The following is a 24,353-nucleotide window of genomic DNA, read 5'->3' as shown; positions in this document are numbered from 1 at the left end:
GCCCCGCGCCCGCCCGCTCGGCCTGTGAACGCCTGCTCGGCCTCTGCCGGGCCGCTCACGTCGCGTCGGCGTACAGCTCCTCCACCAGCCGCGCGACGGCTTCCGGCTCGCGCAGCGTCGGATAGTGGTCGGAGCCCGCCAGCCGGATCAGCCGGCAGCCGGGGATCCGGGCCGCCATCTCCTCGTTGCAGCGCACGACCGCCGGCCGGTCCTGCTCCCCCAGCGCCAGCACGGTGGGTGCGGTGATCTCGCCGAGCCGGTCGAAGGCCGGCGCATCGGTCTCCTGGTACCCGACGTTGCTGAACCAGGCGGGCAGGACCGCCCGGAGGTGCGCGGCGCCGACCGGATCGGCCTCGGGCGTGCCCCCGCCGGCCAGCCCCCAGAGGCCCAGCCCGAGCCGGACGACGCCCTCCAGGTCGCCGGCCGTGGCCAGCCGCTGCACGTTCTCGTACAGCTCGGTCTCGTCGAGCCCGTCATATCCGGTGACCCCGGGGACGAACAGCGCGAGGCCCGCCACCCGCTCCGGGGCGTCCAGCGTCAGGTTGACCGAGGCGGCCCCGCCCATGCTGGAGCCGACCAGGACCGCCCGTGCCAGCCCGAAGTGGTCGAGCACCGCGGCGAGGTCCTCGGCCGGGGAGTACGCGGCCGTGGGCGCGGGCGACCGCCCGTAGCCGCGGGCGTCGAAGCGGACCACCCGGTGCTGCGCGGTGAGCGCAGGGAGCACCGGGTCCCAGACGGTCGAGTCGCCGACGCCCGGGTGGACCAGGACCAGCGGCAGCCCGTCCCCTCCCGAGTCCTCGGCCCAGAGTTCACCGCTGGCGACAGGCACCGTGGTTTCCATGGCGCCCAGTCTGTTCGACCGGACGACCCTCCGCCACGAGATGTCGGCCCTTTGGCGGGAAATTCCCCCGACCGGGACGGCCCGCAGACGGCCTCACCCGCCGGCCGGACAGGACCTAAGGGGTGCGGGCGAAGGAACGGCGGTAGGAGCGCGGCGGTACGCCCCGGCGGCGGACGAACTGGGCCCGCAGGACGGCCGCGCTCCCGTAGCCGACGCGGCGGGCGATCTCCTCGACCGGCAGGTCCGTGGTCTCCAGCAGTTCCTCGGCGCGGTTCAGCCGCAGGTTGAGCAGCCAGGCGTGGGGGGTGGTGCCGGTCGCGGCGGTGAAGCGGCGGGCGAAGGAACGCCTGCTCATCAGGGCCCGGCGGGCGAGTTCGGCGACGGTGAGCGGCTGGTCGAGGTGTTCGTGGGCCCAGGTCAGGGCGTCGGTCAGGCGTTCGTCCCGGCAGTCCTCGGGGGCGGGGCTGGTCAGGTACTGGGCCTGTCCGCCCTCGCGGTGGGAGGGCAGCACGAGGTCCCGCGCGATGGCGTTGGCCGTCGCGGCGCCGTACTCGCGGCGCAGGAGGTGCAGGCACAGGTCGAAGCCTGCGGCGGCTCCGGCGCCGGTGGTGATCCGGCCCTCGTCGACGTAGAGGGCGTCGGGTTCCACGGTGACGCGGGGGTAGCGGTCGGCCAGCAGGCCGGCGAAGCGCCAGTGCGTGGTGGCGCGCCGGCCGTCGAGCAGCCCGGCCGCGGCGAGCGCGAACGCGCCGACGCAGTGCGCGGCGACGATCGCGCCGCGCCGGTGCGCCGTGGTCAGCGCATCGAGGACGTCGGGCCCCGGGGGCGTCCGGAAGCCGGTCCAAGGCAGCGTGATCACCAGGTCGGCCGTGGCGATCCGGTCCAGGCCGTGCTCGACGGTGACCGGCAGTCCGACGTCGCTGCGGACCTGCCCGGGCTGGTCGGTGCAGAGCGCGAAGTCGAAGCTCGGCAGCCCCTGGCCGCGCGCGTCGAAGACCTCGGAGGCGATGCCGGCCCCGAGCAGGCCCACACCGGGCGGGGCGTACGCGGCGACGGTCACGAAAGGCGGCATGCGGGGAGTGTGGCACCCTTCCCCGGCTCCTGGCACGTTTTCTGCGATCAGTGGCAGCACGGCCACTCGTGGCGGACCGGGCGGCACCGAAGAATTGAGGGCATGACAGACGCTCCCCTGGGCCGCACCGCCGCCTACACGATCCTGACCACCGGCTACACCCTGTCCACCGGCCCCGGGGTCGCCGCCACGGTCTCCTACGTACGTGACGGCGACCGTCACGTGATCGTCGACCCCGGCATGGTGGCCGGCCGGGACCGGATCCTCGGCCCGCTCGCCGAACTGGGGCTCCGCCCGGACGACATCACCGACGTGGTGCTCAGCCACCACCACCCGGACAACACCATGAACGTGGGCCTGTTCGGCAGTGCCCGCGTCCACGACCACAAGGCGATCTACCGGAACGACCAGTGGACCGACCGCGACGCGGAGGGCTACGAGCTCACCCCGTCCCTGCGGCTGATCCGCACCCCGGGGCACAGCCCCGAGGACATCACGCTGCTGGCGGGTACGGAGACGGGCGTCGTGGCCTTCGTCGGTGATCTCTGGTGGCGGCCCAACGGCCCGGTGGTCGACCCGGTGGCCCCGGACCTCGACGGCCTGCGGGCCTCCCGCCTCCGTGTGCTCGCGGCCGCGGACCGGCTCGTCCCCGGCCACGGCGGCCCCTTCCCGGCCGACGAGAGCGCCCCCCTGTAACCGCGGGCTCGCGGACCTGACCGAACCCGCGCGGCCGGCCGCCGTCCGCGTCGTACGGCGCCGGCGCCGTACGACGACGGCCCGCCGGCCCGGACCTAAAGGACCCGGCGCCAGCCGCCGTCCGCCGGACCGCCCACCGGCGCGGGGCCGAAGTCGTAGCGCACGCCGCCGGGGCCGAAGGCGAGCAGGGAGATCGAGGACGAGCCCCAGATCCGCCCGTCCCCGAACTCGCGCCGCTGGACCAGTGCCGCCGGGTCGTCCAGGGCGAGGCCGTCGCCGGAGACGATCGGCAGCCACGCGCCCCACGCCTGCTCCGTCCCGACGGCGTCCGCCGCCGGCTCCGGCCGCGCGGCGGTCTCGAAGCGGGCGCGGAAGTGGGCGGCGCGGGCGGCCATCAGTGAGCGGACCAGCTCCGACGCGGTGCGGTCCGCCGCCATGCCCTCCAGCCCGTCGTTGAGCACGACGCTCAGGCCGGGCGGCAGTTCGCGCTGCTCCGGCCGGCTGCCGCCCCAGCTCAGCACCCGTGCACCGGCCGGCCCCGCCAGGACGAGGTGGAACGGGTCGTACCGCTCCAGGTCGAGGTGCCCGATCCCGCCGTCCCGGACGGCGGTCAGCGGCAGCTCGCCGCGGGAGAGCCGGGCCTGCGCCGGGGCCATGGCGCCGAAGCCGTTCAGCAGGCAGGCCGCCACCGGGTCGGCGCCGGGGCGGACCGCCAGCCACGTCCCGCCCGCCGCGAGGTCCAGCCCGCCGATGGTCGTCGGGTGTCCGGGCCAGTGGTGGTCCGGCGGCGACCAGCGTCGCCCGGCGTACTCGTCCCGGACGGACAGCAGCAGCACGGGAACCGCCGACGACGGCTCGATGCTGACGAACGCGGTGCACACGCGCAGGGCCCCCTGACCTCGCCGACTCCGGGCGGCCCACGGGTACCGCCCTCCCCGTGATCCTCGCACGAACGTTCGCGTCCGGGCAGGGTCGGGCCGTCCCCCTTCCGCCGTCCCCGGGCCGGACCGGGACGGACCGGCGGGCATGGTGGCCCGACCGTCGAGTGGCCCACGATTTCGAGGCTCGAATGGGCCGGGCCGTCAGTCCACTCCCCGCCTAGGGTGGCAGGTATGACGACGACGACCGAGACCACCACCGTGCCCGCCCCCGAGCAGCGGATCTCCCTCCCCGACCTCGCCCCCGACTTCTACCAGGCCATGTTCGCGCTGGAGCGCGGCGCCCGGAAGGGCGTGGACCCGACGCTGGCCGAGCTGGTCAAGGTGCACGCCTCGATGATCAACGGCTGCGCCTTCTGCATCGACATGCACTCCACCGACGCGGTCAAGAACGGCGAGCAGAACCACCGGCTGCTCTCCCTCCCGGCCTGGCGCGAGACCTCCTGGTTCACCGCCAGGGAGCGGGCCGCCCTCGCGCTGACGGAGTCGGTCACCCTGCTGACCGAGGGGCACGTGCCGGACGCCGTCTACAACGAGGCCGCCGAGCACTTCGAGGAGGCCGAACTGGCCCAGCTGATCGCGTTGATCATCACCATCAACGCCTGGAACCGGATCGGCGTCACCTCCCGCCTCAGCCCGGCCGCGAAGTAGGGACCACCGGACATGACCGACACGATCGACAGCCGGCAGCAGAAGGCCCGCAGGCTCCGCGAACTGCACCGCCCCGGTGAGCCCTTGGTGCTCGCCAACGTCTGGGACGCCGCGGGTGCGCGCCTGGTCGCGGCCGCCGGTGCGCAGGCCGTCGCGACGGCCAGCGCCAGTGTCTCCTGGACGCTCGGCAGCGCGGACGGGGACGCGGCGGACCGGGACGAGGTGCTCGCCCAGACCGCGCTGGTCGTGCGCTCGGTCGGGCTGCCGGTGACGGCGGACCTGGAGACCGGGTTCGGCGCCACCGCCGCCGACGTCGGCGGGACGGTGGCAGCCCTGCTCGCCACGGGCGCGGTCGGCGTGAACCTGGAGGACGCCGACCGGCCGGCCGACGAGGCCGCCGAGCGGATCGCGGCGGCCCGGGCGGCGGCGACGGCGGCCGGGGTCGACCTCTTCATCAACGGCCGCACCGACGTGTTCCTCCATCAGATCGGCGACCCGGCCGGCCGCCTGGCCGAGGCGGTCGCCCGCCTGCGCGCCTACGTCGAGGCGGGCGCGGACGGGGTGTTCGTGCCCGGAGTGGCCGACCCGGAGACGATCGCGGCGCTGGTCGCGGCCGTCCCGGCGCCGCTGAACGTGCTGGCGGGCCCGGGCTCGCCGTCCGTGCCGGAGCTGGCGAAGCTGGGCGTGGCCCGGGTCAGCCTCGGGCCGGGCCTGGCCAAGGTGGCGTACGCGGCGGTGCGCCGGGCCGCCGGGGAGGTCTACGGCGCGGGCACCTACACCGCCCTCGACGGCGGCCTCACCTACCAGGAGCTGAACGCCCTGGCCGAAGGCTGAGCGAGCCGCCGCCCCCCGGGCATCTGGTTGTTGCCGACGGCCTCCACCTGCTGTGCGAGGTGGCCGGCCATCGGCAGCTTGCCGGCCTCTTGCAGGGCGAGGCCGGTGGGGGAGAGGTTGAGGCCGCTGGAGAGGCCGTCCAGCGCGTCCGGCTGCGAGGCGGTCGAGGTCGTGGCGGACGCGGCGGGGGCGGCCAGCGCGAGGCCCGCCATGGTCAGGGCGGCCAGGGTGGCGAGTTTCTTCATGGAACCCCCAACCACCCGGCCGCCCCGAGGTCACACCCGATCCGTCAGACGGTCACCCGCAGCGTCTTCACGCTGTTGCTGATGAACGACCCGATCGGCTCGGCCGGGCCCTCCTCGGCCAGGGCCAGCCCGGGGAACCGCTCGAACAGGTACCGCAGCGCCGTCTCCGCCTCCAGCCGGGCGAGCCCGGAGCCGAGGCAGAAGTGCGGGCCGTGGCCGAGCGAGAGGTGCCGGTTCGGCTGCCGGGTGAGGTCGAAGCGGTCGGCGTCCTCGTAGTGCCCGGAGTCCCGCCCGGCGGCGGCGTACGAGGCGAGCAGCGCCTCGCCGCGCCGGATGACGACCTCCCCGACCGGGATGTCCTCGGTCGCGTACCGCAGCGGGAACTGCCCGACCGGCGAGTCGTAGCGGAGCGTCTCCTCGACCACCGCGGACCACGACGCCGTGCCGTCCAGCACCAGCCGCAGCTGGTCGGGGTGGGCGAGCAGGGCGCGGACGGCGTTGGTGATCAGGTTGAGCGTGGTCTCGTGGCCGGCCACCAGCATCAGCAGCAGGGTGCCCACCAGCTCCTGCTCGCTGAGCCGGTCCCCGGCCTCGCGGGCCGCGATCAGGTCGGTGGTGAGGTCGTCGCCGGGCTCGGCGCGCTTGACCGCGACGACCGAGGCGAGCAGGGCGAACAGGCCCTGCTGGGCGGCGATGGCGGCCTCGGGGGTGGCGGAGCTGGAGACCAGGGTGTCGGAGAGCTCGTGCAGTTCGTCCTGCTGCTTGGGCGGCAGGCCCAGCAGCTCGCCGATGACCTGCATCGGCAGCGGGTAGGCGAAGTGCTCGCGCAGGTCGAACCCGCCCTCCAGCGTGGCGACCCGGTCGAGCAGCGTCACCGTCCGGGCCTCGACCGCGGGCTGCAGCTCGGCGATCCGGCGCGGGGTGAAGGCCTGGCTGACCAGGCCGCGCAGCCGTCGGTGGTCCTCGCCGTCGGCGGTGACCATGCCCGGCACGGTGACGAAGTTCAGCAGCGGCCAGCCCTTGGGCAGCCGGCCCTCGGTGAAGGTCGTCCACAGCTGCGGGTTCTTGCCGACGCGCGGGTCGGCGAGCAGCTCCTGAAGGGTGTCGTGGTGGGTTATCGCCCAGACCACCACCCCGCCAGGGAGTTCCACCAGGACCGCCGGCCCGGCTGCCCGGAGCCGGGCGTTCTCGCCGTGCTGGTCGCGTCCGAAGGGGTCGAGCCGGACGGGCTCGGGGCGGTGGCCGGCTCGGTCGTGCTCGGGTGCGGCGGTGTCCATGCGGGCCTCTCGGGTGCGGGAAGGCGGGGCGGGGTGAAGGCGCTGTACAGCACCGGCAGGCTGACCAGGGCGCGCGACCACGGTGACGGTCGCCAGGCCAGGTCCTGCGGAGGCACTGCCAGTTGGAGGTCGGGCAGGCGGTGCAGCAGGGTCTCGACGGCGGTCTCGACGATGATCCGGGCCGGGTGCTGGGCCGGGCAGACGTGCCTGCCTGCGCCCCAGGCCAGGTGGGCCCGGTTCCCGCCGAGGGTGCCGTGCGCGGCGGACGCGGCGGCCGGGTCGGCGTTGGCCGCGGCGAGGCCGAGGACGAGCATGTCGCCGGCGCTGATGTACTGGCCGCCGAGCACGGTGTCGCCGGTGGCCCAGCGGCCGGGGAAGTTCTGCGTCGGCGGGTCGCGCCAGAGCACCTCCTCCAGCGCGTCGGCGACGGTGAGCCGCCCGCCGGTGAGGGTGGCCCGGAACCGCCGGTCGGTGAGCAGCAGCCGCAGGGTGTTGCCGGTCCAGTTGATGCTGGTCTCGTTGCCCGCGACCATCATCACCACCAGGTGGTGGACCGCCTCCTCGTCGGTCAGCGCGGCCGGGTGGGCCAGCAGCCAGGAGGTGAGGTCGGCGCCGGGCGTGGTGCGCCGCCGCCGGACGAGGTCGACCAGGATGGCCTGGAACTCCGCGTTGGCCCGGACGGACTTCTCGCTGCTGTCGACGAAGTGGCTGATCAGCTCGATGAGACGGGGCCCGGCCTCGGCGGGCAGGCCGATCAGCTGGGTGAAGACCAGCAGCGGCAGCCGGCGCGCGTACTGGGCGACCAGGTCGGCGGTGCCGTCCGGGCCCCAGCTGTCGATCAGGGCGTGGGCGGCGGCCTCGGTGGTCTCGCGCAGCTGGCGGTGGTCGATCTGGGCGAGCGTGTCGGAGACGGCGGCGCGCAGCCGCTGGTGCTCGGCGCCGTCCAGGTTGAGCAGGGTGGGCCGCCAGGCGGTCATCGGCAGCAGCCGGGAGTCGGCGGCGAGCCGGCCCTCGGCCGGGACCCGCCAGCCACGCGAGTCCTTGGAGAACAGGGCCTCGTTGCGGGTGAGTTCGAGCAGCTCGGGGTAGCCGAGCACCAGCCAGGCCTCGACGCCGGGCTCCAGCTCGATCGGCGCGACCGGGCCGTACTGCGCGCGCAGCCGGGCGTACAGGCCGTGCGGGTCGTCGGCGACGGCGGGCCCGTACAGCTGCGCCGGCGGCAGCCCGGCGGGGAAGCCGCCGCCGGTGGGGACGCCCCCGCCCGGCGTGCCCCCGCCGGCGTGTGCCGGGCAGCCGGGCGGGGGGCCGGCCTGGGGGCCGGGGGGCGGAGCCAGGGGCGGAACGGCCGTACCGGGCTCGGGGGTCGTCATCGTGGGAGCTCCAGGACGGCGGTGGCGTGCAGGTGGCCGACGAAGTCGATCAGCAGGTCGTACGCGGCCCGCCGGTCCCGCGCGTCGCAGTACAGGATCGGCACGTCGGGCAGCAGGTCGAGGGCGGAGCGCAGCTCCTCCTCGGGGTAACTCGGCGTGCCCGGGAAGGTGTTGACGGCCACGGCGAACGGGATCCGCTGCTCCTCCAGCCGCCCGAGCACGTCGAAGCTCTCGTCCGGCCGTCGCAGGTCCACCATGGCGATGGCGCCGAGCGCACCGCGCGAGAGATCGTCCCAGAGCGGCCAGAACCGCTGCTGGCCGGGAGTGCCGAAGAGGTACAGGGCGAGCCGCGGGTTGAGCGTGATCCGGCCGAAGTCCAGCGCGACGGTGGTGGTGGTCTTGTCGCCGCGCCCGGTGAGGTCGTCGATGCCGCTGCTGGCGGCCGTCATGGTCTCCTCGGTGCGCAGCGGGGTGATCTCGCTGAGCGAGCCGACCAGCGTGGTCTTGCCGACCCCGAACGGGCCGGTGACCAGGATCTTGACCGCACCCTGCACGGAGGGGGGCAGGTACTGCGGCTCGGCGGGCGGGCCGGAGGCGGCGGACCGGTCGGCGGGGGCTTCAGCGGAGTTGGCGGAGGCCAACGAGCACCTCTTCCAGGAGGGTTGCGGGCAGGCGTTCGGCCTGCGGGACGGGCGGGAGCACCTGCACGGCGCCGAGGTCCCAGAGGTCGCCGACCAGCACCCTGACGATGCCGAGCGGCAGCCCCAGGTGGGCCGCCACCTCGGCGATCGACAGCAGGCTGCGGCAGAGGTCCAGGATCCGGTGGTGCTCGCGGTTGAGCAGCACGTCCTCGGGCAGTTCGGGGCGGTCGGGTAAGGCGCTGACGAGGCTTTCGACGGCGAGCGCGGCCCGGGTGGGCCGGCTGCGGCCTCCGGTGATCACATAGGGCCGTACCGGCCCGCTCACCGCTGGCCCCCCGCCGCGTGGTCGACCCGCGGCGGGCTGGTGAGGTGGCTGCCGATCCGCTCGACCAGGACCTGCATCTGGTAGGCGACCAGGCCGGCGTCGACGGCCTCGCCGGTCACCACGGCCAGGTGGGCGCCGGCCCCGGCGGCGACGATGAAGAGGTAGCCGCCGCCGTACTCGATGATGATCTGGCGGGTGGCGCTGCCGTGGCCGCCGAAGCCCTGGGCGACGCCGCGGGCCAGCGACTGCAGGCCCGAGCAGGCGGCGGCGAGCCGTTCGGCGTCCTCGCGCAGGATGCCCTCGCTGCGGCCGATCTCCAGCCCGTCGTTGGACACCACGACGGCGTGCCGGACCTCGGGGACGGAGACGATGTCGGCGAGCAGCCAGCCGAGATCAGGGGTGGTGGTCATGGAACTCTCCGAAGCTGGGGGGGAGCTGGGGGGAAGCGGGAAGGGAAGGATCGGGCCGGGCATCGGCCCGGGCGGCCGAGCGGCCGCTGGCCGTCCCGGCCTGGAACATCGCCATGAACGCCTGGGCGTCCTGCGCCGAGCGGTACGGCGGGGCGGGCGCCGGCGGGGGAGCGGCCGGCGCGCCGTGGCGGTTGGCGCGGTCGCGCCGGTGGCTCCGGCGGGGCAGCGGCGGTGGGGCGTCGTGGCCGGGCGAGGGGGATCGGTCGGTCGGCGGGGTTTCCACCAGGGGGTGTCCGGGGCCCGGGGGGTGTCCCGGCTCCGGGGGCCGGCCGGCTCCCTGGGGGGTGGCCGTGGGTGCGGCCGGGTGCAGGGGGGGTGCGGGGTGGCGCGGGCCGAGGGTGAACGCCGGGTCGCCGGGGCCGAGGCCCGGGACGGTCGGTGGGAGGGGCTCGGTGAGCAGGGCGTTCGGCAGCAGCACCACGACCCGCACGCCGCCGTAGGGTGAGGGCGCGGAGCTGAGGGTGACCCGGAATCCGTACTGATCGGCGAGCCTGCCGACCGCCGCGAGGCCCAGCTGCGGCACCTCGCCGAGGCGGGAGACCTCCAGCGCGGAGCCGCCGGCCAGGGCGGAGGCCGCCTTGGCGACGGCCTGCTCGGGCATGCCGACGCCGCCGTCGTCGATCTCGATGACGGCGCCGTTGTGGACCGGCATCAGGGTGACGAACACCTGCGTGCTGGGCGGCGAGTAGCGGGTGGCGTTGTCCAGCAGTTCGGCCACGGCGTGGATCAGTGCCTCGGCGGCGGCGCCGACCACGGCGGTGTCGATCCTGCTGCGGACGACCACTCGCTGGAAGGGCAGGATGCGCGACTGGGCGCCGCGGACCACGTCCTCCAGCGAGACCGGTTCGGGCCAGTGCCGCCCGGCCCGGGCGCCGCAGAGGACGGCCAGGGTCTGGGCGAGGCGGGCCTGCTGGGCGGCGGCGTGGTCCGCCTTGAGCAGGCCCTCCAGCAGGGCCGGGTCGTCGTGGGTGCGTTCCATCTCGTCCAGCAGGGCCTGCTGGTCGTGCGCCATGACGAGGATCCGGCGGGCCACGCTGAGGAAGGCGCGCTGGGTGGAGGCGTTGAGTTCCTGTTCCTGCTGGACGGCGGCCAGTTCGCCGCCTCGCCGGGCCAGTTCGGCGTTGAGCTCCTCCCGCAGGCGGGCGAGCTCGTGCTGCTGGCGGTTGTGGCGGCGGCGCAGGGTGGCGGAGACCGCGCGGTAGCGGGCGGCGACCACGAGGGCGAGGACGGCGAGAACGCCGGTTGCCGTTGCGCACCACTGAGTCATCGTCACGCGGCGAATTCTAGGGTGATGATCCTACGAAGGTGTGAACGGATCTCGCCAAGTGACCGGATCTCGTCAATATCCCGTCATTACGGCGTCAATCCGATGTCCTTCGTCCCCGATCGGCCCTTGGGGCGACGGGCTTTGTCGTCCGCTCACCTCCGGGGCGGGGCGTCTACTGCCCTGCTGACATCCGGTGCAACAGGAGCAGTGCCACGTCGTCCGGCCGGGAGCGCCGCTCGGTGACGTTGAGGGTGAGCAGGTCGGCCAGCCGCTCCAGGGCCGGCGCCGGACCGATCCGCGCCGGGCCGGTCTGCCGGGCCCAGAGCTCCAGCCCACCGAGCATCCGCTGCACCGACTCGTCGTAGTCCTCCTCGCGGTCCTCGACCAGCCCGTCCGTGTAGACGAGCAGCGTCTCGCCGGCTGCCAGGTGGCCGACCGACAGGTGGTAGACGGCCTCCGGGTCGACGCCCAGCGGGGGGCCGCCTGGCAGGTCCAGCTCCACGGCCTTGGCGTCGTCGGTGATCCGGACCGGGGACGGGTGCCCGGCGCGGGCCGCGCGCAGGGTGCCGTCGGCCGGGTCGACGGTGAGGTAGAGGCAGGTGGCGAAGAGGTCGGTGTCCAGGCCGGAGAGCAGCCGGCTCGTCCGGGCCAGCGTCGCGGCCGGATCGTGCCCGTCGGTCGCGTACGCCCGCAGGGCGCTGCGCAACTGCCCCATCACGGCGGTGGCCTCGGCGTTGTGGCCCTGGACGTCGCCGATCACCAGGCCGATCCTGCCGTCCGGCAGCCGGAGCAGGTCGTACCAGTCACCGCCGATCTGCATGCCCTCGGTGCCCGGCAGGTAGCGGGCGGCGCTGGCGATCCCGGGCAGCCGGGGCAGGGTGCGCGGCAGCATGGCGCGCTGGAGCTCGGTGGCCCGGTGGTGGTGGGTGTCGTAGAGGCGGGCGCGTTCCAGGGACTGCGCCAGGATGCCGGCGAACGCGGAGTAGAAGGTGCGGTCCTCGCGCCCGAAGACCCGCTCGGTCGCGAAGGTGATCAGGCAGGAGCCGACCTGCCGCCCCGAGGCGACCAGCGGCAGCACCGCCCAGGCGGGCGGGGTCAGCCGCCCGCCGCCGCCCGCCGGGGCGCGCCCCGTCCGGCCCGGTTCGCTGAACAGCGGGGTGGAGCGGGCCAGCGCGTGCTGCATGACGCCCTCGGAGAGGTCGGCCAGCCGGGTCAGCTCGGTCCGGCGCGGCCCGCCGTAGACGGTGTGGGAGACGGGCAGCAGCCGGCCCTCGTCCACCAGGTCGAGCACGATGCTGGCGGCGCCGAAGGCCGGGCGGGCGATGTCGGTGACCGCGGTGGTGACGTCCCGGACGGTGATCGCGCGGGACAGCGCCCGGGTGAGCGCCAGCAGCAGCGACGAGCGGGCCCCGGCCGCGGGGGCGCCGCCCGGCTCGCCGGCGGGCGGGCGTTCCTCGGGGGCGCGGGCGCGGTCCCGGTCGGCAACCAGGCCGGCGATCCGGACCGGCCGCCGGTGCACGTCCAGCATCACCTCGCCGGTCTCCTCGATCCGGACCACCCCGCCGCCCCGGCCCAGCACCCGGTAGGTGATCCGGTACGGGCCGCCGGTGGCGAGGGCCTCGGCGAGGGCGGCCTGGAAGTCCGGCAGGTCCTCCGGGTGGACGATCCGCTCCGGGTCGGGGGCGGGCGCCGGGCCGCCCCCGTCCGGCGGCGGCTGGCCCGCGACCCGGTAGGCCTGGGCGTCCCAGTAGGTCTCGCCGGTGACCAGGTCGCGTTCGAAGGCGCCGTGCCCGGCGGAGCGGACGGCCAGCGAGAGCAGCGGGTGGGCCAGCCCGTCGGCCCGCCCGGCGCTCTCCCCGCCGGGCGCCTGCAGCGTTCCGGCCCCGGGTACGGCTCCGGCTCCGGGCACGGGCCCCGGGCGGGCCCCCCGCTTCACGCCGGTCTCGGCGTTCACGTGGTCGAGCAGGTGGGAGAGCCGGTGGGCGCAGGCGTCGCCGAGCGTCTCCAGGACGTCCAGGTCGCGGCGGGGGACGGTGCCCCGGTGGGCCAGCGCCAGGGCCAGCACGCCGATCGGCTCCCCGTCGACGATCATCGGCAGGGTGATGACGGCGACCATGCCGGTGCCCATGCCCGCGTTGCGGTTGGGGTAGTCGACGCTGGTGCGCTCGGGGCTGAGCAGATAGGGCCGGCGCAGCCTGAGCGCCATCGCGGCGGGCAGGTCGCTCGCCGGGTCGACCACGTTGTACCGCTCGTGTGCCCACTCGGGCAGGCCGTGGGAGGCGGCGAGCCGGAGCATGCCGGCGGAGTCCAGCAGGTAGAGCGCGGAACCCTCGCCGGTGATCCAGCCCGGGCCCTCGGCGAGCACCGTGCCGAGGAGGTCGGCGGCGCTGGTGCAGCCGAGCAGTAAGCGGACGCAGCGCATGGCGCTGCGCGCGGTGGGGCTGCTGCGCGGCGTCCGGCTCTCGTCCTCGGACGGGGGAAGCCACGGCGAGGTCAGGTCCATGGGATCCCCGGCCTTTCCGTTGCCTTCTCGGGTGGTCCTTATCGGCCACTCAATTCTTAATACCTTATTTCTTATGCCGGTGAATGGTGACTCGGGCGGTGAGCCCCGCCGGGGCCGGGGCGCGGGACCGGCCGGGACGGATGTGCGGCACCGGGCCCGGGTCGAGTAGGATATGCGATCGGCGAGGGCCTATAGCTCAGACGGTTAGAGCGCTTCCCTGATAAGGAAGAGGCCACAGGTTCAAGTCCTGTTAGGCCCACCACCACGAAGGGCCCGGAGCGATCCCGCTCCGGGCCCTTCGGCGTCCCCGCCGCCCCCTCGCGGGTGCGCGGCGGCTCAGGCCCCGGGCCAGTCGCGGAGGCCGTGGGTCAGCACGGCGATCAGGCGGTCCTGGGTCCCGCCGAGGTCCTCGGCGAGCTGGAACGCGCCGCCGATGGAGAGCGAGGCGAAGCCGTGGGCCACCGAGCGGACGGCGCGGGCGGCGTGGATGGCCTCCGACCCGGAGAGCCCGTACTCGCGCAGCACCGCGATGATCACGCCGACCAGTCGCGTGGCCGCCCGGGTGAGGTCGTCGTCCGGCTGCGGGGCCTGCGGGAGCGCGTTGTAGCGGTGCGGGTGCTCGGTGGCGTACGCGTGGTAGGCGCGCAGGACGGCGGCGACGGCGTCGTCCCCGCCGCGGCCGAGGGCGGCCTCGGCGAGCCGGTCGGCCAACTCCTCGGTGACCCGGACGGCGATCAGCCGCCGCAGTTCGGCCAGGCCGCCGCTGACGTGCTTGTACAGCGAGGGCGTGGCCACGCCGGCCCGCACGGCGACGGCGGCGAGGGTGAGGGCCTCCGGGCCCTGCTCGTCGATGAGGGCGAGGGCGTGGCCGACGACCTGCTCGGGGGTGAGTCCTACTCGGGGCATGGGGGCGGTTCTCCGTGGTTCGGGTTCCGGGCGTCGGGAGGTCCGGCCCGGGCTGCGGCTGCTGGACGTCGGCTGCGGCTCAGGCAGGTGCGGCTCAGGCAGGTGCGGCTCGGGCCGGTACAGCTCAGGCAGGTGCGGCTCGGGCCGGTACAGCTCAGGCAGGTGCGGCTCAGGCGGCCAGCTCGGCGAGGAACGGCAGCAGCGCGTCGGCGGTGGCCTGCGGGTGGTCGGCCATCGGGTAGTGGCCGGCGTCCTCGATCATCACCTTGCGGGCGCGCAGGGCGGCGGCCTGCCGGTCGGCGACCAGCTCCGGCTCGGGGAAGTCGGGGTCCTTGCCGCCCATGACGACCAGCGCCGGGCACTTCACGGCGGCGGTCCAGCCGACGGGCGCGGAGTCCCCGTGGAGCTGCCCGCGGGTGGCGGTCTTGCGGCCGGGCGTCCGCATCGCGGCGACCAGCCCGTCGACGTACGCGTCGAAGTCGGCCGGCTTGGCGGTGGGGTAGGCCATCTTCCGGTGGTAGAGGCCCCACACCGCGGGGGAGTGCACCAGCAGCGTGCCCATCACGGCGAATGTCGCGCGCTGCAGGGCGTTCGGCGGCAGGTTCTCGACGAAGGCGTCCAGCAGGACGATCCCGGCGACCCGCTCGGGTGCGTCCCCGGCGGCCTTGACCACGGTGGCGCCGGTGTACGAGTTGCCGGCGAGGACGGCGCGCTCGATGCCGAGGTGGTCGAGCAGGGCGAGGACGTCGGTGGCGATCGCGGCCGGCGAGTAGTCGTCCCAGGCGATCGAGGACTCGCCGAAGCCGCGCAGGTCCATCGTGATCACCCGGTGGCCGGCGGCGACCAGCAGCGGGCGCAGGTGGCGGTAGGCGGCCCGGCTGTCGAGCATCCCGGGGAGCAGGACGACGGGGGCGCCGTCGCCCTGCTCGGTGTCGTCGTAGGCGAGCCGGCCGCCGGGGACGTCGAGGTACTGGGTGGTGGGGGCGGTGGTGCCGGACATGGGGCCTCCTCGGTCCGCCGGGACGGTCATCGGCGGGTGTGCCGATAGCCATAAAGCTAAGGCTAATAGCCTTAGCCGTCAAGTGGTCGCCGGCGGCCTTGTCCGAAGGGCGGATGGCCGCAGGGCGTCAGACCCCCTCCACCTTGAACGGGTCGTGCTCGGCCAGCAGCTTCTCCAGCCGGGCCTGGTCCACCCGGGTGACGATCTCGTTGGTCTCCTGCTTGTCGCGGATCACCTTGGCCAGGGTGAACGAGGAGGTGACGGTGTAGAGCAGGCCGATCCCGAGGAAGGCCCGGGTCCAGCCGCCCACCGGGAGGTAGGCGATCCCGACCGCGAGGGTGGTGCCGGAGAGCGCGAAGGAGAGCACGGCCTGGATGTAGTACGCGGCCGTGGTGCGGGACTGCATCGGTGCGTTCATGGCGCCAGGATGGCCGCGTCCGACCGGGCCGCACATGAGTAGAAGTACTCAGGTGGGGGGTCGTTCGTTGACGTCCAATCACGTTCGGTAGTGTCAGTTGTCGTCAAACCCCCCAAAACGCCCATCAGATCACGTAGTGTTCCGGACCATGTCCTGCTGCCCCGGACGGATGGCTTGGAATCAGGGGCTCCTAGGATTAACGTTTGATAACGCAGCGCGGTCCGCAACGCCGTACCCAGACGGCACCGTGCGCCGTCGCCTAATCCCACCGACCGGCCTCCGGGCAGGTCAGGGAGCCGGGGAACCACGTTCCTTGGGGTGAATCGGCCGGGCCCAGGCCCAGCCGTAGGAGACCTTCCTGCTCCGAACCCGTCAGCTAACCCGGTAGGCGCGAAGGAAGGAAAGGAGCGCGCCTCCGTGGCGTCGACGCACTCTCCGGCACACCTGCCCGGCTCCCCCGCCGGCACCCAGCTGCTCGACCACCCGTGGCCGCCCGCCCACCCCGGCGAGTACGGCGGGCCCTCCGACGAGGCCGCCCCGCAGGCCGCCGAGGCCAACCGGCACCGGATGCCGCGTCAGACCCGTGGGACCGCGCCACTGCTCGGCGTCACCGCCGTCGCCGCCACCCTGGGCGCCACCGGCTTCGCCTCCGCGACCCCGGCCGCCGCGCCCGCCGTCGAGGCCCCCGACGAGACCCCGGTCGCCCTCGCCGCCGACCCCGGCCTCGCGCTCGCCGCCCGGATCCAGCAGCAGGCCGACAGCCAGCGCACCGCCGCCGATGAGACCGCCCGGCTCGAGGCCGCCAAGGAGGCCGAGGCCAAGCGTGCCGCGCAGCAGCAGGAGGCCAAGCGGGCCGCCGAGGAGGCCGAGAAGGCCAAGCTCGCCGCCATCAACCTGCCGGTGCGCGACTACAACCTCTCCGCCCACTACGGCCAGAGCGCCTCGTACTGGGCCCACCTGCACACCGGCCTGGACTTCGCCGCGGACACCGGCACCCCCGTCTACGCGGTCGGCCAGGGCACCGTCACCTCGGCCGGCTGGGCCGGCTCCTACGGATACCGGATCGTCGAGACGCTGCCCGACGGCACCGAGATCTGGTACTGCCACCTCTCCTCGATCATCAAGGGCTCCGGCAAGGTCGTCCCCGGCCAGCAGCTCGGCAAGGTCGGCGCCACCGGAAACGTCACCGGCCCGCACCTGCACCTGGAGGTGCGCCCCGGCGGCGGCGCCCCGGTCGACCCGGAGACCTGGTTCGAGCAGCGCGGCATCACCCCCTGAGGCACCGCGTCCCCTGAGGCGCCACACCGCCTGAGGCATCGCACCGCCTGGGACACCGCACCGCCTGGGACACCGCACCACCTGACGCACCGCGAGGAAAGGGCGCCCCCGGTCCGGGGCGCCCTTTCGCGTCTCACTCCGCCGGCAGCTGCGCCAGGTAGGCGTCGATCTCCTCCTGGCCCGGCTCCGGCGCGAGGTCCGGGAACTCCGCCACCAGCAGCCGCGGAAGCCCCGGCACCGTCCACTCGCCGATCAGGTCCAGCGCCGCCTCGGCCGCCGCCTCCTCGAACGCCCCGAAGTCCCCGGCCAGCTCGTCCGGCATCGGGCGCCCCAGCGCCGTCAGCTCCGCCAGATTGCGGTAGCTGCGCCGCATCAGGCCCTGCTCCAGCAGCAGCCGGGCACCGTCCGTGGCCATCCCGACCGAGAGCACCCGGGCCGCGCCCCAGCCGTCCTCGTCCAGCTCGTCCAGCCACCCGGCCGCCGCCAGCGCCTCGAACGCGGCCCGCCGGTCCTCCTCCGCCAGCTCCCGGAACGCCGCCAGCCACTCCCGCACCGCCGCCTCGTCGGCGACGTCCACGTCGTGCGCGCACAGCAGCACCGTGTACAGCCGGGGCCAGGTCACCAGGTCGGCCCGGCGCAGCAGCCCGGCCGCCACCTCGCCCTGCCACTCGGCCTCCGCGTGCAGCCGCTCCTGCCGCTTGGCGTTGAGCCGCTTCGTCGCCCGCTGGTGATCGATCAGCAGCCTCACCGCCTCGCCGTACGCCAGAGGGTCCTGCTCCGGCGCGGGCTGGACGTACAGGTGGAGCCGCTCGTACAGCAGCTGTTCCACGGCGCCCGAGGTCAGCTCCGGCCAGCCGTCGTGCATCCTGCTCTCGCCCAGCTCCAGCAGCGCCAGCACCGCCCGCAGCGGGGGTTCGGCCACCGGCGCGCGGCCCTCGGCCTCCGCCCAGGCGAGCAGGTCGGCGGCCTTGGTGCGCGGGGCGAGCCGCAGGTCTTCTTCTTCCACCTCCTGATTTTCGCAGGGAATTCTGACCTTTGACGCCGGGGGGCTGACCATCCGCCGCCCACGCGTGCGCAGCGTGGCAGTGGCACTACGGAATGTCAGTGCCGTGTGGCGCGGTGGCTGTATTGACCGAGGGGGGTGGGCTGGGATGGTGCTGCTGACCGCCGAACAGGACCGGCCAGAGCCGCTGCCCCCCGACGGACAGCGTGGTCGGTATCGACCTGGGTGCAGCCCATTTCCTCGCCGACTCGAATTCCGGCTTCGTGCCCAATCCGCGTCACGGTCGTGCCGCCGCCGGGAAGCTGGAAGCCGCCCAGCAGGCTCTGTCCCGGTGCAAGCGCCGTAGCAGTCGGCGTCGGAAGGTCGTCCAACGGGTGGTCGCCCTGCACCGCAAGGTGCGCCGTCAGCGGCTCGACCACGCGCACAAGGCCGCGCGCACGCTGGTTCGCGCGCACGACGTCATCGCGCACGAGGACCTCAGGATCAGCCACCGCTCCGCCCACCTCGGCTACGCGCTGCGCCCGGACGCCTGGGGCAACGGCTACGCGGGCGAGATCACCCGGCTGCTCTGCGAGTTCGCGTTCGGGCCGACCCGGCCTGCACCGGCTGGTCGCCCGGGTGGACGTGGCCAATGCCGCCTCCATCCGGGTGCTCACCCGGGCCGGCTTCCGGCCGGAGGGCCGGCTGCGCCACCACGTGTACCTGCGCGGCGCCTGGCACGACTCCTTCCAGTACTCCCTGCTCGCCGACGAGTGGCCACCGCGCCCGCAGCGCTGAGCACGAGAGCGAAGGGGGGTTAACCCCACCCCGCTTCGGCGGGGAGCCGGATGTCCGCCCGGCCCGCACTTTGACAGGGTTGAGCCATCAGCCCGACCGGCACCGCCGCAGACCCGAGGACCGAGGCCCAGGCCATGAGCACCAGCGAGAGCATGCAGCGCAGCGAGTACGACTGGCACGAGGGCGTCCGCCGTACCCAGGAGCCGCCGTACGCCTGGCGGGCGCCGTTCTCCTCCTACTTCTACCGGGAGCTGGGCTTCGCCCTCAGCGGCCTGCCCGTCGCCCTCGTCGGGTTCACCTTCGGCGTCAGCCTGTTCTGCTTCGGCCTCGGCACCTTCCTCACCGTCCTCGGCATCCCGGTCCTGGCCGGGCTGACCGGCGGCGCGCGCGGCTTCGGCCGGCTGGAGCGGGCCCGGACCCGCTCGATGCTGGCGCTCGACGTGCCCGGACCGGCGCCGGTCCGGGCCGTTCGCCCCGGGGCGTGGGGCTCGATCACCGCGCGGCTGGCGGACGCGGCCGGCTGGAAGGCCGTGCTGTACCAGGTGGTGATGCTCCCGTGGGCCGTGCTGAGCTTCGCGGTGTCGCTGATCTTCCTGCTGATCGGCTGGACGCTCGCGCTCTACCCGGTCTACCACTGGGTCTTCCCGACCTACACCGAGTGGCCCGGCTACCGGCTCTTCGACTTCTGGGACAGCCACGGGGTCGAGCACGTCTACTACGTCCAGTCGCCGCTGCAGATCGCCGGGGTCTCGCTGATCGGGCTGTTCTTCGTCTTCCTCACCCCGCAGCTGGTGCGCGGCCTGACCAACGTCAACCGCCTCGCCGTCCGCGGTCTGCTCGGCCGCTGAGCCCCGGCTCCTCGGCCCGCTGCCCCGTACCGGCCCCGCCCGCGCCCGGACGCTCCGGATGCGGGCGGGGCCGGCCCGTGTTCGCATGGCCGGGTGACCGCCCGCACCACCTCTGGCAACCCCGGCCCGGCGGCCGGAGTCCTCGTCACCTCACGCCCGCTGGACGAGTACTGCGGCCTCTTCGGACTGACCCGTGCCCAGCTCGCCGCCCTCCCCGGGCCGCTGCTCGACTGCCCCGGCGGCGCGGCGGGCATGGCCGCCGAGGCGCGCGAACTCGGCTGCCACGTGATCGCCACCGACCCGGCGTACGCCCGGCCCGTCCCCGAGATCGAGGCCCGCGCGATGGCCGCCCGGGCGTCGATGGCCGCCGCGCTGGACGCCCGCCCCGACCTCTACCCCGCGCCGTACTTCCACCCGTACGACCGCTACCTGCGCAGCTGGGACCGGGCCCGCCGGCTGTTCACCGCCGACACCGCCGCCCACCCGCAGCAGTACGTGGCCGCCGCGCTGCCCCGGCTGCCGTTCGCCGACGGTACCTTCGCGCTCACCCTCAGCGGGTACCTGATCTTCGCCTACCCCGAGCTGTTCGGCCCCGAGCGGCAGGTGGCCGCGCTGACCGAGCTGGTCCGGGTGACCGCCCCCGACGGCGAGGTCCGGGTCCACCCCCTGTGCGACGGCGCCGGCCGCCGCTGCCCCCACCTCGACGGGCTGCGGCACGCCCTGGGCGAGCGCCGGATCGCCAGCGAGGTCCGCCGTCTCCCGGCCGGCGGCGCGGGCCGCCCGGGGCGCGTGCTCGTCCTCCGGGCCGCCGACCACCGCCGCCGGGCCGGCGTCATGGGGCGTGGCTGACCATTCCGTGCGCCGGCCGGGAACCGCCCGGCCACGCCCGTGCGGTCACTGCGGCGGTTCGGCGGGTTGCGGAGCGCCGGCCGGTTCGGCCGGCTGTGCCCCGTCGGCCGGGCCGGCCTGCTGCGGGATGACCGTCGTCGCCTCCAGCCGGGACAGTATCTTCTCCGCCAGCCAGCTCCGGTCCGAGCCGTACGGGATGCCGTCCGGTGCCACGAGCTGCCCGGACACCGCCTCGCGCAGCCGCCCCACGTCGGTGGCCGGCAGCCGGGCGAGCAGGCCGCGGGCGGCCAGCAGCGCGTTGTACTGCTCGAAGCCCGAGCGCGGGTGCTCGATCGCCTCCAGCACGCTGGGCAGGTCGGCCAGTGACGGATCGCCCTGCATCAGCGCCAGCGCCTGGATCCGCCGCCCCTCGGAGCCGTCCGCGAACAGCTCGCGCACCTGGTCCGAAGTGAGCGCCGAGCGGCGCGCCGTCGACCGGACCTCGGCCACCACGGTCGCCGGACCGGCCGCGGTGCCCGGCGGCAGCCGGCGGGCCGGCTCCTCGGCACGGTCGGCGCTGCCGCCGAGCAGACCCAGGTGCCGCATCGCCCGCACCCGCAGGTCGTCCGCGCCCACCTTGTCGCCCCGGCGGTCGCGGTCCTGTCCGGCCAGGAAGAGGTCCAGCGCCTGGTCCGCGTCGGAGAGCACCTGCGGCAGCGTCAGCCGGGTCACCAGCCACCCGGCCAGGAACCCGGACACCAGGAAGTAGAGGACCAGCGCGGCCGAGAACGGCACCGCGCCCTCGCCGCCGCCCAGCGCGGGAGCCAGCGCCGTACCGAGCTGGTGCAGCCGCTCGCCGAGCGAACCGAGCTGGGTCAGCCCGACGCCCAGCAGGACCTTGGTCAGCCAGTCCGAGACCTGCTCCAGATTGGTGTTCGGTACGTACGAGCCGTGCGGCTCACCGCCGGGGCCGCCGGGGCCGCCGGCACCGCCGCGCACCCGCGGCACCCCGAACAGGAACCCCAGCGCACCGCCCAGCACTACCGCCGCCCCGGCCACCACCAGGCCGCCGCCCAATGCCTGCCATACGTGCTCGCGGCCGAGCGAGAACAGCAGCAGCCCGAGCAACCCCACCCCGGGCAGCACCCCGGCCGCCCCCCGCTGTGCCGCGCGTCCGGCCGCCCCGCCCCCGGCCCGCCGGGTCGTCCTCGCCATCGCGTACCCCCTGTACCCGTCCCGCTACGGAATCCGGGCCGACTCTAGCGCCGGAGCCGGGCGGCCGAAACGCCTCGGACCGGCCCCGGAAACGCAGACAGCCCGTGGGCTGCTCCTCCGCGCCGGCCCTGCGAGGGGCCTGGCGCCGAGGCACCGGGGATGTACCGGTGAGCCCACGGGCCGGGTGACTGCTTGGGATTTCGCCTGCCGGAGGCCTAGGACCTCGCCCTGCGCAGGCAGGGGCGGCTCTAGCGAGCAGCCACCTCACGCATCCTGACGGTACTCAACCAGGATCACCTCCTTTCAGTGTGCCGCCACTGTAGGCAGCTCCCCCGAGGGAGGGCAACGGATTATTCGCGGAGAGCCTTTGGGCAGGGAGGGGCCTCGGGCAGTGGACACCCCCCCCGGGACAGTGGAGGGCCCCGGCCGGTGGACGCCCCCCGGGCCTCAGAGGGCGGACATGCGAAAGGCCCGGAGGACGAGTCCTCCGGGCCTTCCTGCTACTGAGTAGCGGGGACAGGATTTGAACCTGCGACCTCTGGGTTATGAGCCCAGCGAGCTACCGAGCTGCTCCACCCCGCGTCGGTGAACACAACAATACGGGGAAGTCGCGCGGATGGGAAATCGCTTCCTCAGCGGCCCCGCTCCGGGCCCTTGGCCCGGCGTGCGGAACGGCGTGCGGTGCGGGCCCGGGCCCAGGCGGCGAAGCAGATCAGTGCGGCGAAGCAGGGCACCATCAGCATCGCGTAGACCAGCAGGAAGCCGTGGGTGCCGAGGTCGGCGGCGGCGTTCCAGGTGCCGTGCAGGGCCATCGCGAGCAGCAGCCCGGCGGGCGCGGCCAGGCGGGCCAGCCAACGGCGGCCGGTGGTGAGGGTGACGGCCAGGCCCAGTCCGGTGAGCGCGGTGAACAGCGGGTGGGCGAACGGGGAGAGCAGGCCGCGCAGCACGAAGGTCTGCACGGTGCTGTCGAAGTCCCGCAGGCTGGGCGAGGCGCCGAGGCCGATGCTGTCCAGCCGCTGCTGCTGGTCGTCGGTGAAGGCGCGCCCCAGGTAGAGCGCGTTCTCGGTGAAGGCGAAGCCGCAGGCGGTGATCCCGCCGAGGACCACCCCGGCGGCCAGCGTCCGTGGCCGTGCGCGGGCGCGCGGGCGGTCGTGGGTCAGCGGGTAGGGGCGCAGGTACGGCAGCGGGCGCAGGTAGGGGCGCAGCCGTCCGCGGGCGTGCGGGAGGGCGGGCCGACGGTCGTACGGCCGGGGCGCCCGGGGGCCGGGGAGCGGGCGCAGGACGGTCGCGCAGGGGCGGTCGGTGCGGTGGCCGCGACATCGGAGCCGCTGTCCTAGCGGGAGCAGCAGGACCAGCAGCGCGGCGCCCTTGGCGCTCTCCTCGATCACCGGGGTGACCAGGTCGGCGCCCAGCATCTCGCCGAGGCTGCCCTGGTGGGCGGTCAGGTAGGTGCTGGTCCAGCCGTTGGCGAGGATGGCGGCGGTGGTCGCCGCGAAGGCGCCCCAGCCGAGGCAGAACACGGTGTGCCGCAGCGGCACCCGGGCGGTCTGGTTGAGCCAGGCGAGGCCGCCGAGCACGAAGGGCAGCGGGACCGTCGCGAGGCCGAGGCCGACCAGCAGCCCGGTGGTCCCGGTCTGGCGGCGGACCAGGTGCAGGATGAGGACGCCGCAGCCGGCCAGGGTGAGGACGGCGGTCGCGGTGACCGAGGAGAGCGCGACCGAGCGGGTGGGGCGCGGCAGCCGGGACGGCGGGGCCGGCGCCGCCACGGGGACGGGGACGGGCAGCCGGGGCACGGTGCGGTGGGCCCGGCGCATCCGGGGCCCCGGGATGGTGCGGGTGCCGGCGGTGCGCGTGGGCATCTCTCGGTCGTCGGCGGCCTGGACGGTGGTCCGGAACCCGCCGCCGGACGGGCTGCTCACCCGGCACAGGGTAGGCCAAGGCACCGGCTCCACGGGAGGACTCGGGACGAATCCCCCCGTCCGGGCCGGGCCGGACCGCGTTCCACGGGCACCGCGGGGCCGCCGGGTCGAACGCCCGGCGGCGGGTCAGCGGCGGCGGAACAGCAGGTCGTGCACCACGTGGCCCTTGGCGATGCCGGCCCGTTCGAACTTGGTGACCGGCCGCCAGTCCGGCCGCGGCGCATAGCCGGGGATGCTGCCGTCCGGGTGGTCCGCGGGCTCCAGCCAGCCGGTGCCGTCACCCTCGGGGTGCAGGTTCTCCAGCTCGGGGGAGGCGGAGAGCACCTCCAGCATCTGCTCGGCGTACGGCTCCCAGTCGGTGGCGCAGTGCACCAGGGCGCCGGGGGCCAGCCGGGGCAGGACCAGCTCCAGGAAGGACGGCTGGACCAGCCGGCGCTTGTGGTGCTTCGGCTTGGGCCACGGGTCGGCGAAGTACACCCGCAGGCCGGCCAGCGAGGCGTCCGGGAGCATGTCGCGGAGCAGGATCACGGCGTCACCGGCGGCGAGCCGCACGTTCTGCGAGCCGTCGCGCTCCAGCATGCCGAGCAGGTTGCCGTGGCCGGGGGTGTGGACGTCGGCGGCGAGGATGCCCCTGGCCGGGTCGGCGGCGGCCATCGCGGCGGTGGTCTCGCCCATGCCGAAGCCGATCTCCAGGGTGACCGGGAGGTCGCCGAAGAGCTCGCGCAGGTCGAGCGGGCTGCCGTCGATCGCGATGCCGTACTTCTCCCAGCCCCGGTCCAGCGCGCCCGCCTGGGCGTTGGTCATCCGGCCCCGGCGCGGCTGGAAGCTGCGGATGCGCCGCTCGCTGTGCTGGGCCTCGGTGGCCCGGTGCGGGTACATCGGCGCGGGGTAGCCGGCCGGCGCGGCGGAGAGCCGGGCGGACGGCGATTGCTGGGGGATCGGGGCGGTGGCAGTCACAATCAACCGAGTCTACGGGGCCGCCGGGTACGGGCCGCAGGGCCTGTGACGCACGTGACGCGGGGGCCGTCGTA

The 24,353-nt window shown here is 74.8% G+C and carries 25 protein-coding genes, 2 tRNA genes, 1 pseudogene and 1 riboswitch; of the genes and pseudogenes, 9 read left to right on the top strand and 19 right to left on the bottom strand.

The window, feature by feature from the left end; genetic code table 11:
- Positions 1–55: 55 nt before the first annotated feature.
- Together OG286_RS18345 and OG286_RS18340 are read right to left on the bottom strand one after the other, a co-directional pair.
- Positions 56–841 (bottom strand): alpha/beta fold hydrolase, encoded by a 786-nt coding sequence (locus OG286_RS18345; protein ID WP_405360912.1) that lies wholly within the window; start codon positions 839–841, stop codon positions 56–58.
- Positions 842–956: 115 nt separating this feature from the next.
- Entirely contained in the window at positions 957–1,913 is a 957-nt protein-coding gene (locus OG286_RS18340) for a GlxA family transcriptional regulator (protein WP_405360914.1), read from the bottom strand.
- Between the two features lie 102 nt (positions 1,914–2,015).
- Between OG286_RS18340 and OG286_RS18335 the strand changes: the two genes are divergently transcribed.
- Complete coding sequence (locus tag OG286_RS18335) at positions 2,016–2,609, top strand: MBL fold metallo-hydrolase (protein WP_405360916.1); 594 nt, start codon at positions 2,016–2,018, stop codon at positions 2,607–2,609.
- 95 nt (positions 2,610–2,704) lie between these two features.
- Here the strand turns inward: OG286_RS18335 and OG286_RS18330 are convergent, their stop codons facing one another.
- Positions 2,705–3,490, bottom strand: a complete 786-nt coding sequence (locus OG286_RS18330) for an NRDE family protein (RefSeq protein WP_396325528.1) — start codon at positions 3,488–3,490, stop codon at positions 2,705–2,707.
- A 231-nt stretch (positions 3,491–3,721) separates the two neighbouring features.
- On the opposite strand from OG286_RS18330, the gene OG286_RS18325 reads away from it, so the two are divergent.
- Positions 3,722–4,198 (top strand): carboxymuconolactone decarboxylase family protein, encoded by a 477-nt coding sequence (locus OG286_RS18325; RefSeq protein WP_396325527.1) that lies wholly within the window; start codon positions 3,722–3,724, stop codon positions 4,196–4,198.
- A gap of 12 nt (positions 4,199–4,210) precedes the next feature.
- On the top strand, positions 4,211–5,032 hold the full coding sequence (locus OG286_RS18320) for an isocitrate lyase/phosphoenolpyruvate mutase family protein (RefSeq protein ID WP_405360919.1): 822 nt from the start codon (positions 4,211–4,213) through the stop codon (positions 5,030–5,032).
- Here OG286_RS18320 and OG286_RS18315 read toward each other — a convergent pair.
- The 8 genes from OG286_RS18315 to OG286_RS18280 form a co-directional block, all read right to left on the bottom strand.
- Positions 4,999–5,277 (bottom strand): hypothetical protein, encoded by a 279-nt coding sequence (locus tag OG286_RS18315; RefSeq protein ID WP_396325525.1) that lies wholly within the window; start codon positions 5,275–5,277, stop codon positions 4,999–5,001. The two genes, OG286_RS18320 and OG286_RS18315, sit on opposite strands and share 34 nt — an antisense overlap.
- Positions 5,278–5,321: 44 nt before the next feature.
- The gene (locus OG286_RS18310; RefSeq protein WP_405365489.1) at positions 5,322–6,428 is read right to left on the bottom strand and encodes a cytochrome P450; all 1,107 of its coding nucleotides are present in this window, start codon (positions 6,426–6,428) and stop codon (positions 5,322–5,324) included.
- The gene (locus OG286_RS18305) at positions 6,392–7,924 is read right to left on the bottom strand and encodes a cytochrome P450 (protein WP_405365487.1); all 1,533 of its coding nucleotides are present in this window, start codon (positions 7,922–7,924) and stop codon (positions 6,392–6,394) included. Before OG286_RS18305 ends, OG286_RS18310 begins: the two co-directional genes overlap by 37 nt.
- Entirely contained in the window at positions 7,921–8,490 is a 570-nt protein-coding gene (locus OG286_RS18300; RefSeq protein ID WP_396325549.1) for a GTP-binding protein, read from the bottom strand. Before OG286_RS18300 ends, OG286_RS18305 begins: the two co-directional genes overlap by 4 nt.
- A gap of 52 nt (positions 8,491–8,542) precedes the next feature.
- Complete coding sequence (locus OG286_RS18295; protein ID WP_405360924.1) at positions 8,543–8,890, bottom strand: DUF742 domain-containing protein; 348 nt, start codon at positions 8,888–8,890, stop codon at positions 8,543–8,545.
- On the bottom strand, positions 8,887–9,300 hold the full coding sequence (locus OG286_RS18290) for a roadblock/LC7 domain-containing protein (RefSeq protein ID WP_396325521.1): 414 nt from the start codon (positions 9,298–9,300) through the stop codon (positions 8,887–8,889). The genes OG286_RS18295 and OG286_RS18290 overlap by 4 nt, the downstream gene beginning before the upstream one ends.
- Positions 9,284–10,627: a sensor histidine kinase gene (locus OG286_RS18285; RefSeq protein WP_396325548.1), complete on the bottom strand. Its 1,344-nt coding sequence runs from the start codon at positions 10,625–10,627 to the stop codon at positions 9,284–9,286. The genes OG286_RS18290 and OG286_RS18285 overlap by 17 nt, the downstream gene beginning before the upstream one ends.
- Before the next feature lie 172 nt (positions 10,628–10,799).
- Positions 10,800–13,130 (bottom strand): SpoIIE family protein phosphatase, encoded by a 2,331-nt coding sequence (locus OG286_RS18280; protein ID WP_396325520.1) that lies wholly within the window; start codon positions 13,128–13,130, stop codon positions 10,800–10,802.
- Positions 13,131–13,315: 185 nt separating this feature from the next.
- Between OG286_RS18280 and OG286_RS18275 the strand changes: the two genes are divergently transcribed.
- Positions 13,316–13,392: transfer RNA gene (locus OG286_RS18275), tRNA-Ile, on the top strand.
- A 74-nt stretch (positions 13,393–13,466) separates the two neighbouring features.
- Here the strand turns inward: OG286_RS18275 and OG286_RS18270 are convergent.
- From OG286_RS18270 to OG286_RS18260, 3 genes are all read right to left on the bottom strand, one after another.
- The gene (locus tag OG286_RS18270; RefSeq protein ID WP_396325519.1) at positions 13,467–14,036 is read right to left on the bottom strand and encodes a TetR/AcrR family transcriptional regulator; all 570 of its coding nucleotides are present in this window, start codon (positions 14,034–14,036) and stop codon (positions 13,467–13,469) included.
- A gap of 169 nt (positions 14,037–14,205) precedes the next feature.
- The gene (locus OG286_RS18265; protein ID WP_396325518.1) at positions 14,206–15,036 is read right to left on the bottom strand and encodes an alpha/beta fold hydrolase; all 831 of its coding nucleotides are present in this window, start codon (positions 15,034–15,036) and stop codon (positions 14,206–14,208) included.
- Positions 15,037–15,163: 127 nt separating this feature from the next.
- Entirely contained in the window at positions 15,164–15,454 is a 291-nt protein-coding gene (locus OG286_RS18260; RefSeq protein ID WP_396325517.1) for a YiaA/YiaB family inner membrane protein, read from the bottom strand.
- Between the two features lie 246 nt (positions 15,455–15,700).
- A riboswitch (cyclic di-AMP (ydaO/yuaA leader) is annotated at positions 15,701–15,859 on the top strand.
- Between the two features lie 12 nt (positions 15,860–15,871).
- Here OG286_RS18260 and OG286_RS18255 point away from each other — a divergent pair.
- On the top strand, positions 15,872–16,732 hold the full coding sequence (locus OG286_RS18255) for a M23 family metallopeptidase (protein ID WP_396325516.1): 861 nt from the start codon (positions 15,872–15,874) through the stop codon (positions 16,730–16,732).
- A 133-nt stretch (positions 16,733–16,865) separates the two neighbouring features.
- Here the strand turns inward: OG286_RS18255 and OG286_RS18250 are convergent, their stop codons facing one another.
- The gene (locus OG286_RS18250; RefSeq protein WP_396325515.1) at positions 16,866–17,738 is read right to left on the bottom strand and encodes a hypothetical protein; all 873 of its coding nucleotides are present in this window, start codon (positions 17,736–17,738) and stop codon (positions 16,866–16,868) included.
- 203 nt (positions 17,739–17,941) lie between these two features.
- Between OG286_RS18250 and OG286_RS18245 the strand changes: the two are divergent.
- The 4 genes and pseudogenes from OG286_RS18245 to OG286_RS18230 form a co-directional block, all read left to right on the top strand.
- Positions 17,942–18,277: pseudogene (locus OG286_RS18245) on the top strand (transposase); the annotation flags it as partial.
- A gap of 76 nt (positions 18,278–18,353) precedes the next feature.
- Positions 18,354–18,512 (top strand): GNAT family N-acetyltransferase, encoded by a 159-nt coding sequence (locus OG286_RS18240; protein WP_396325551.1) that lies wholly within the window; start codon positions 18,354–18,356, stop codon positions 18,510–18,512.
- Between the two features lie 134 nt (positions 18,513–18,646).
- Complete coding sequence (locus OG286_RS18235; RefSeq protein WP_396325514.1) at positions 18,647–19,360, top strand: sensor domain-containing protein; 714 nt, start codon at positions 18,647–18,649, stop codon at positions 19,358–19,360.
- A 93-nt stretch (positions 19,361–19,453) separates the two neighbouring features.
- Positions 19,454–20,209, top strand: a complete 756-nt coding sequence (locus OG286_RS18230; RefSeq protein WP_396325513.1) for a class I SAM-dependent methyltransferase — start codon at positions 19,454–19,456, stop codon at positions 20,207–20,209.
- Between the two features lie 45 nt (positions 20,210–20,254).
- On the opposite strand, the gene OG286_RS18225 is transcribed toward OG286_RS18230, so the two are convergent.
- The 4 genes from OG286_RS18225 to trmB form a co-directional block, all read right to left on the bottom strand.
- Positions 20,255–21,403 (bottom strand): hypothetical protein, encoded by a 1,149-nt coding sequence (locus OG286_RS18225; RefSeq protein WP_405360928.1) that lies wholly within the window; start codon positions 21,401–21,403, stop codon positions 20,255–20,257.
- Between the two features lie 508 nt (positions 21,404–21,911).
- Positions 21,912–21,985, bottom strand: a tRNA-Met gene (locus OG286_RS18220).
- 50 nt (positions 21,986–22,035) lie between these two features.
- Positions 22,036–23,322 carry a PrsW family intramembrane metalloprotease gene (locus tag OG286_RS18215; RefSeq protein ID WP_396325511.1) on the bottom strand — a complete coding sequence of 429 codons (1,287 nt, stop codon included), beginning with the start codon at positions 23,320–23,322 and terminating at the stop codon, positions 22,036–22,038.
- Positions 23,323–23,448: 126 nt separating this feature from the next.
- A complete protein-coding gene (gene trmB, locus OG286_RS18210) occupies positions 23,449–24,279 on the bottom strand; it encodes a tRNA (guanosine(46)-N7)-methyltransferase TrmB (RefSeq protein WP_396325510.1) in 831 nt (276 codons plus the stop codon).
- Between the last annotated feature and the right edge of the window lie 74 nt (positions 24,280–24,353).

It is taken from the genome of Kitasatospora sp. NBC_00039 (assembly GCF_045160625.1).
Taxonomy (GTDB): Bacteria; Actinomycetota; Actinomycetes; order Streptomycetales; family Streptomycetaceae; genus Kitasatospora.
Note: the sequence above shows the minus strand (reverse complement) of the source record. Positions and strands in the feature narration are given on the sequence as shown.

Excerpts from the sequence above, each read along its gene's own strand:
- OG286_RS18305 (WP_405365487.1), bottom strand. The coding sequence starts at position 7,924 with ATGACGACCCCCGAGCCCGGTACGGCCGTTCCGCCCCTGGCTCCGCCC.
- OG286_RS18270 (WP_396325519.1), bottom strand. The coding sequence starts at position 14,036 with ATGCCCCGAGTAGGACTCACCCCCGAGCAGGTCGTCGGCCACGCCCTC.
- OG286_RS18320 (WP_405360919.1), top strand. The coding sequence starts at position 4,211 with ATGACCGACACGATCGACAGCCGGCAGCAGAAGGCCCGCAGGCTCCGC.
- OG286_RS18315 (WP_396325525.1), bottom strand. The coding sequence starts at position 5,277 with ATGAAGAAACTCGCCACCCTGGCCGCCCTGACCATGGCGGGCCTCGCG.
- OG286_RS18260 (WP_396325517.1), bottom strand. The coding sequence starts at position 15,454 with ATGAACGCACCGATGCAGTCCCGCACCACGGCCGCGTACTACATCCAG.
- OG286_RS18345 (WP_405360912.1), bottom strand. The coding sequence starts at position 841 with ATGGAAACCACGGTGCCTGTCGCCAGCGGTGAACTCTGGGCCGAGGAC.
- OG286_RS18265 (WP_396325518.1), bottom strand. The coding sequence starts at position 15,036 with ATGTCCGGCACCACCGCCCCCACCACCCAGTACCTCGACGTCCCCGGC.
- OG286_RS18285 (WP_396325548.1), bottom strand. The coding sequence starts at position 10,627 with ATGACTCAGTGGTGCGCAACGGCAACCGGCGTTCTCGCCGTCCTCGCC.
- OG286_RS18325 (WP_396325527.1), top strand. The coding sequence starts at position 3,722 with ATGACGACGACGACCGAGACCACCACCGTGCCCGCCCCCGAGCAGCGG.
- OG286_RS18340 (WP_405360914.1), bottom strand. The coding sequence starts at position 1,913 with ATGCCGCCTTTCGTGACCGTCGCCGCGTACGCCCCGCCCGGTGTGGGC.
- OG286_RS18235 (WP_396325514.1), top strand. The coding sequence starts at position 18,647 with ATGAGCACCAGCGAGAGCATGCAGCGCAGCGAGTACGACTGGCACGAG.
- OG286_RS18290 (WP_396325521.1), bottom strand. The coding sequence starts at position 9,300 with ATGACCACCACCCCTGATCTCGGCTGGCTGCTCGCCGACATCGTCTCC.
- OG286_RS18280 (WP_396325520.1), bottom strand. The coding sequence starts at position 13,130 with ATGGACCTGACCTCGCCGTGGCTTCCCCCGTCCGAGGACGAGAGCCGG.
- OG286_RS18225 (WP_405360928.1), bottom strand. The coding sequence starts at position 21,403 with ATGGCGAGGACGACCCGGCGGGCCGGGGGCGGGGCGGCCGGACGCGCG.
- OG286_RS18335 (WP_405360916.1), top strand. The coding sequence starts at position 2,016 with ATGACAGACGCTCCCCTGGGCCGCACCGCCGCCTACACGATCCTGACC.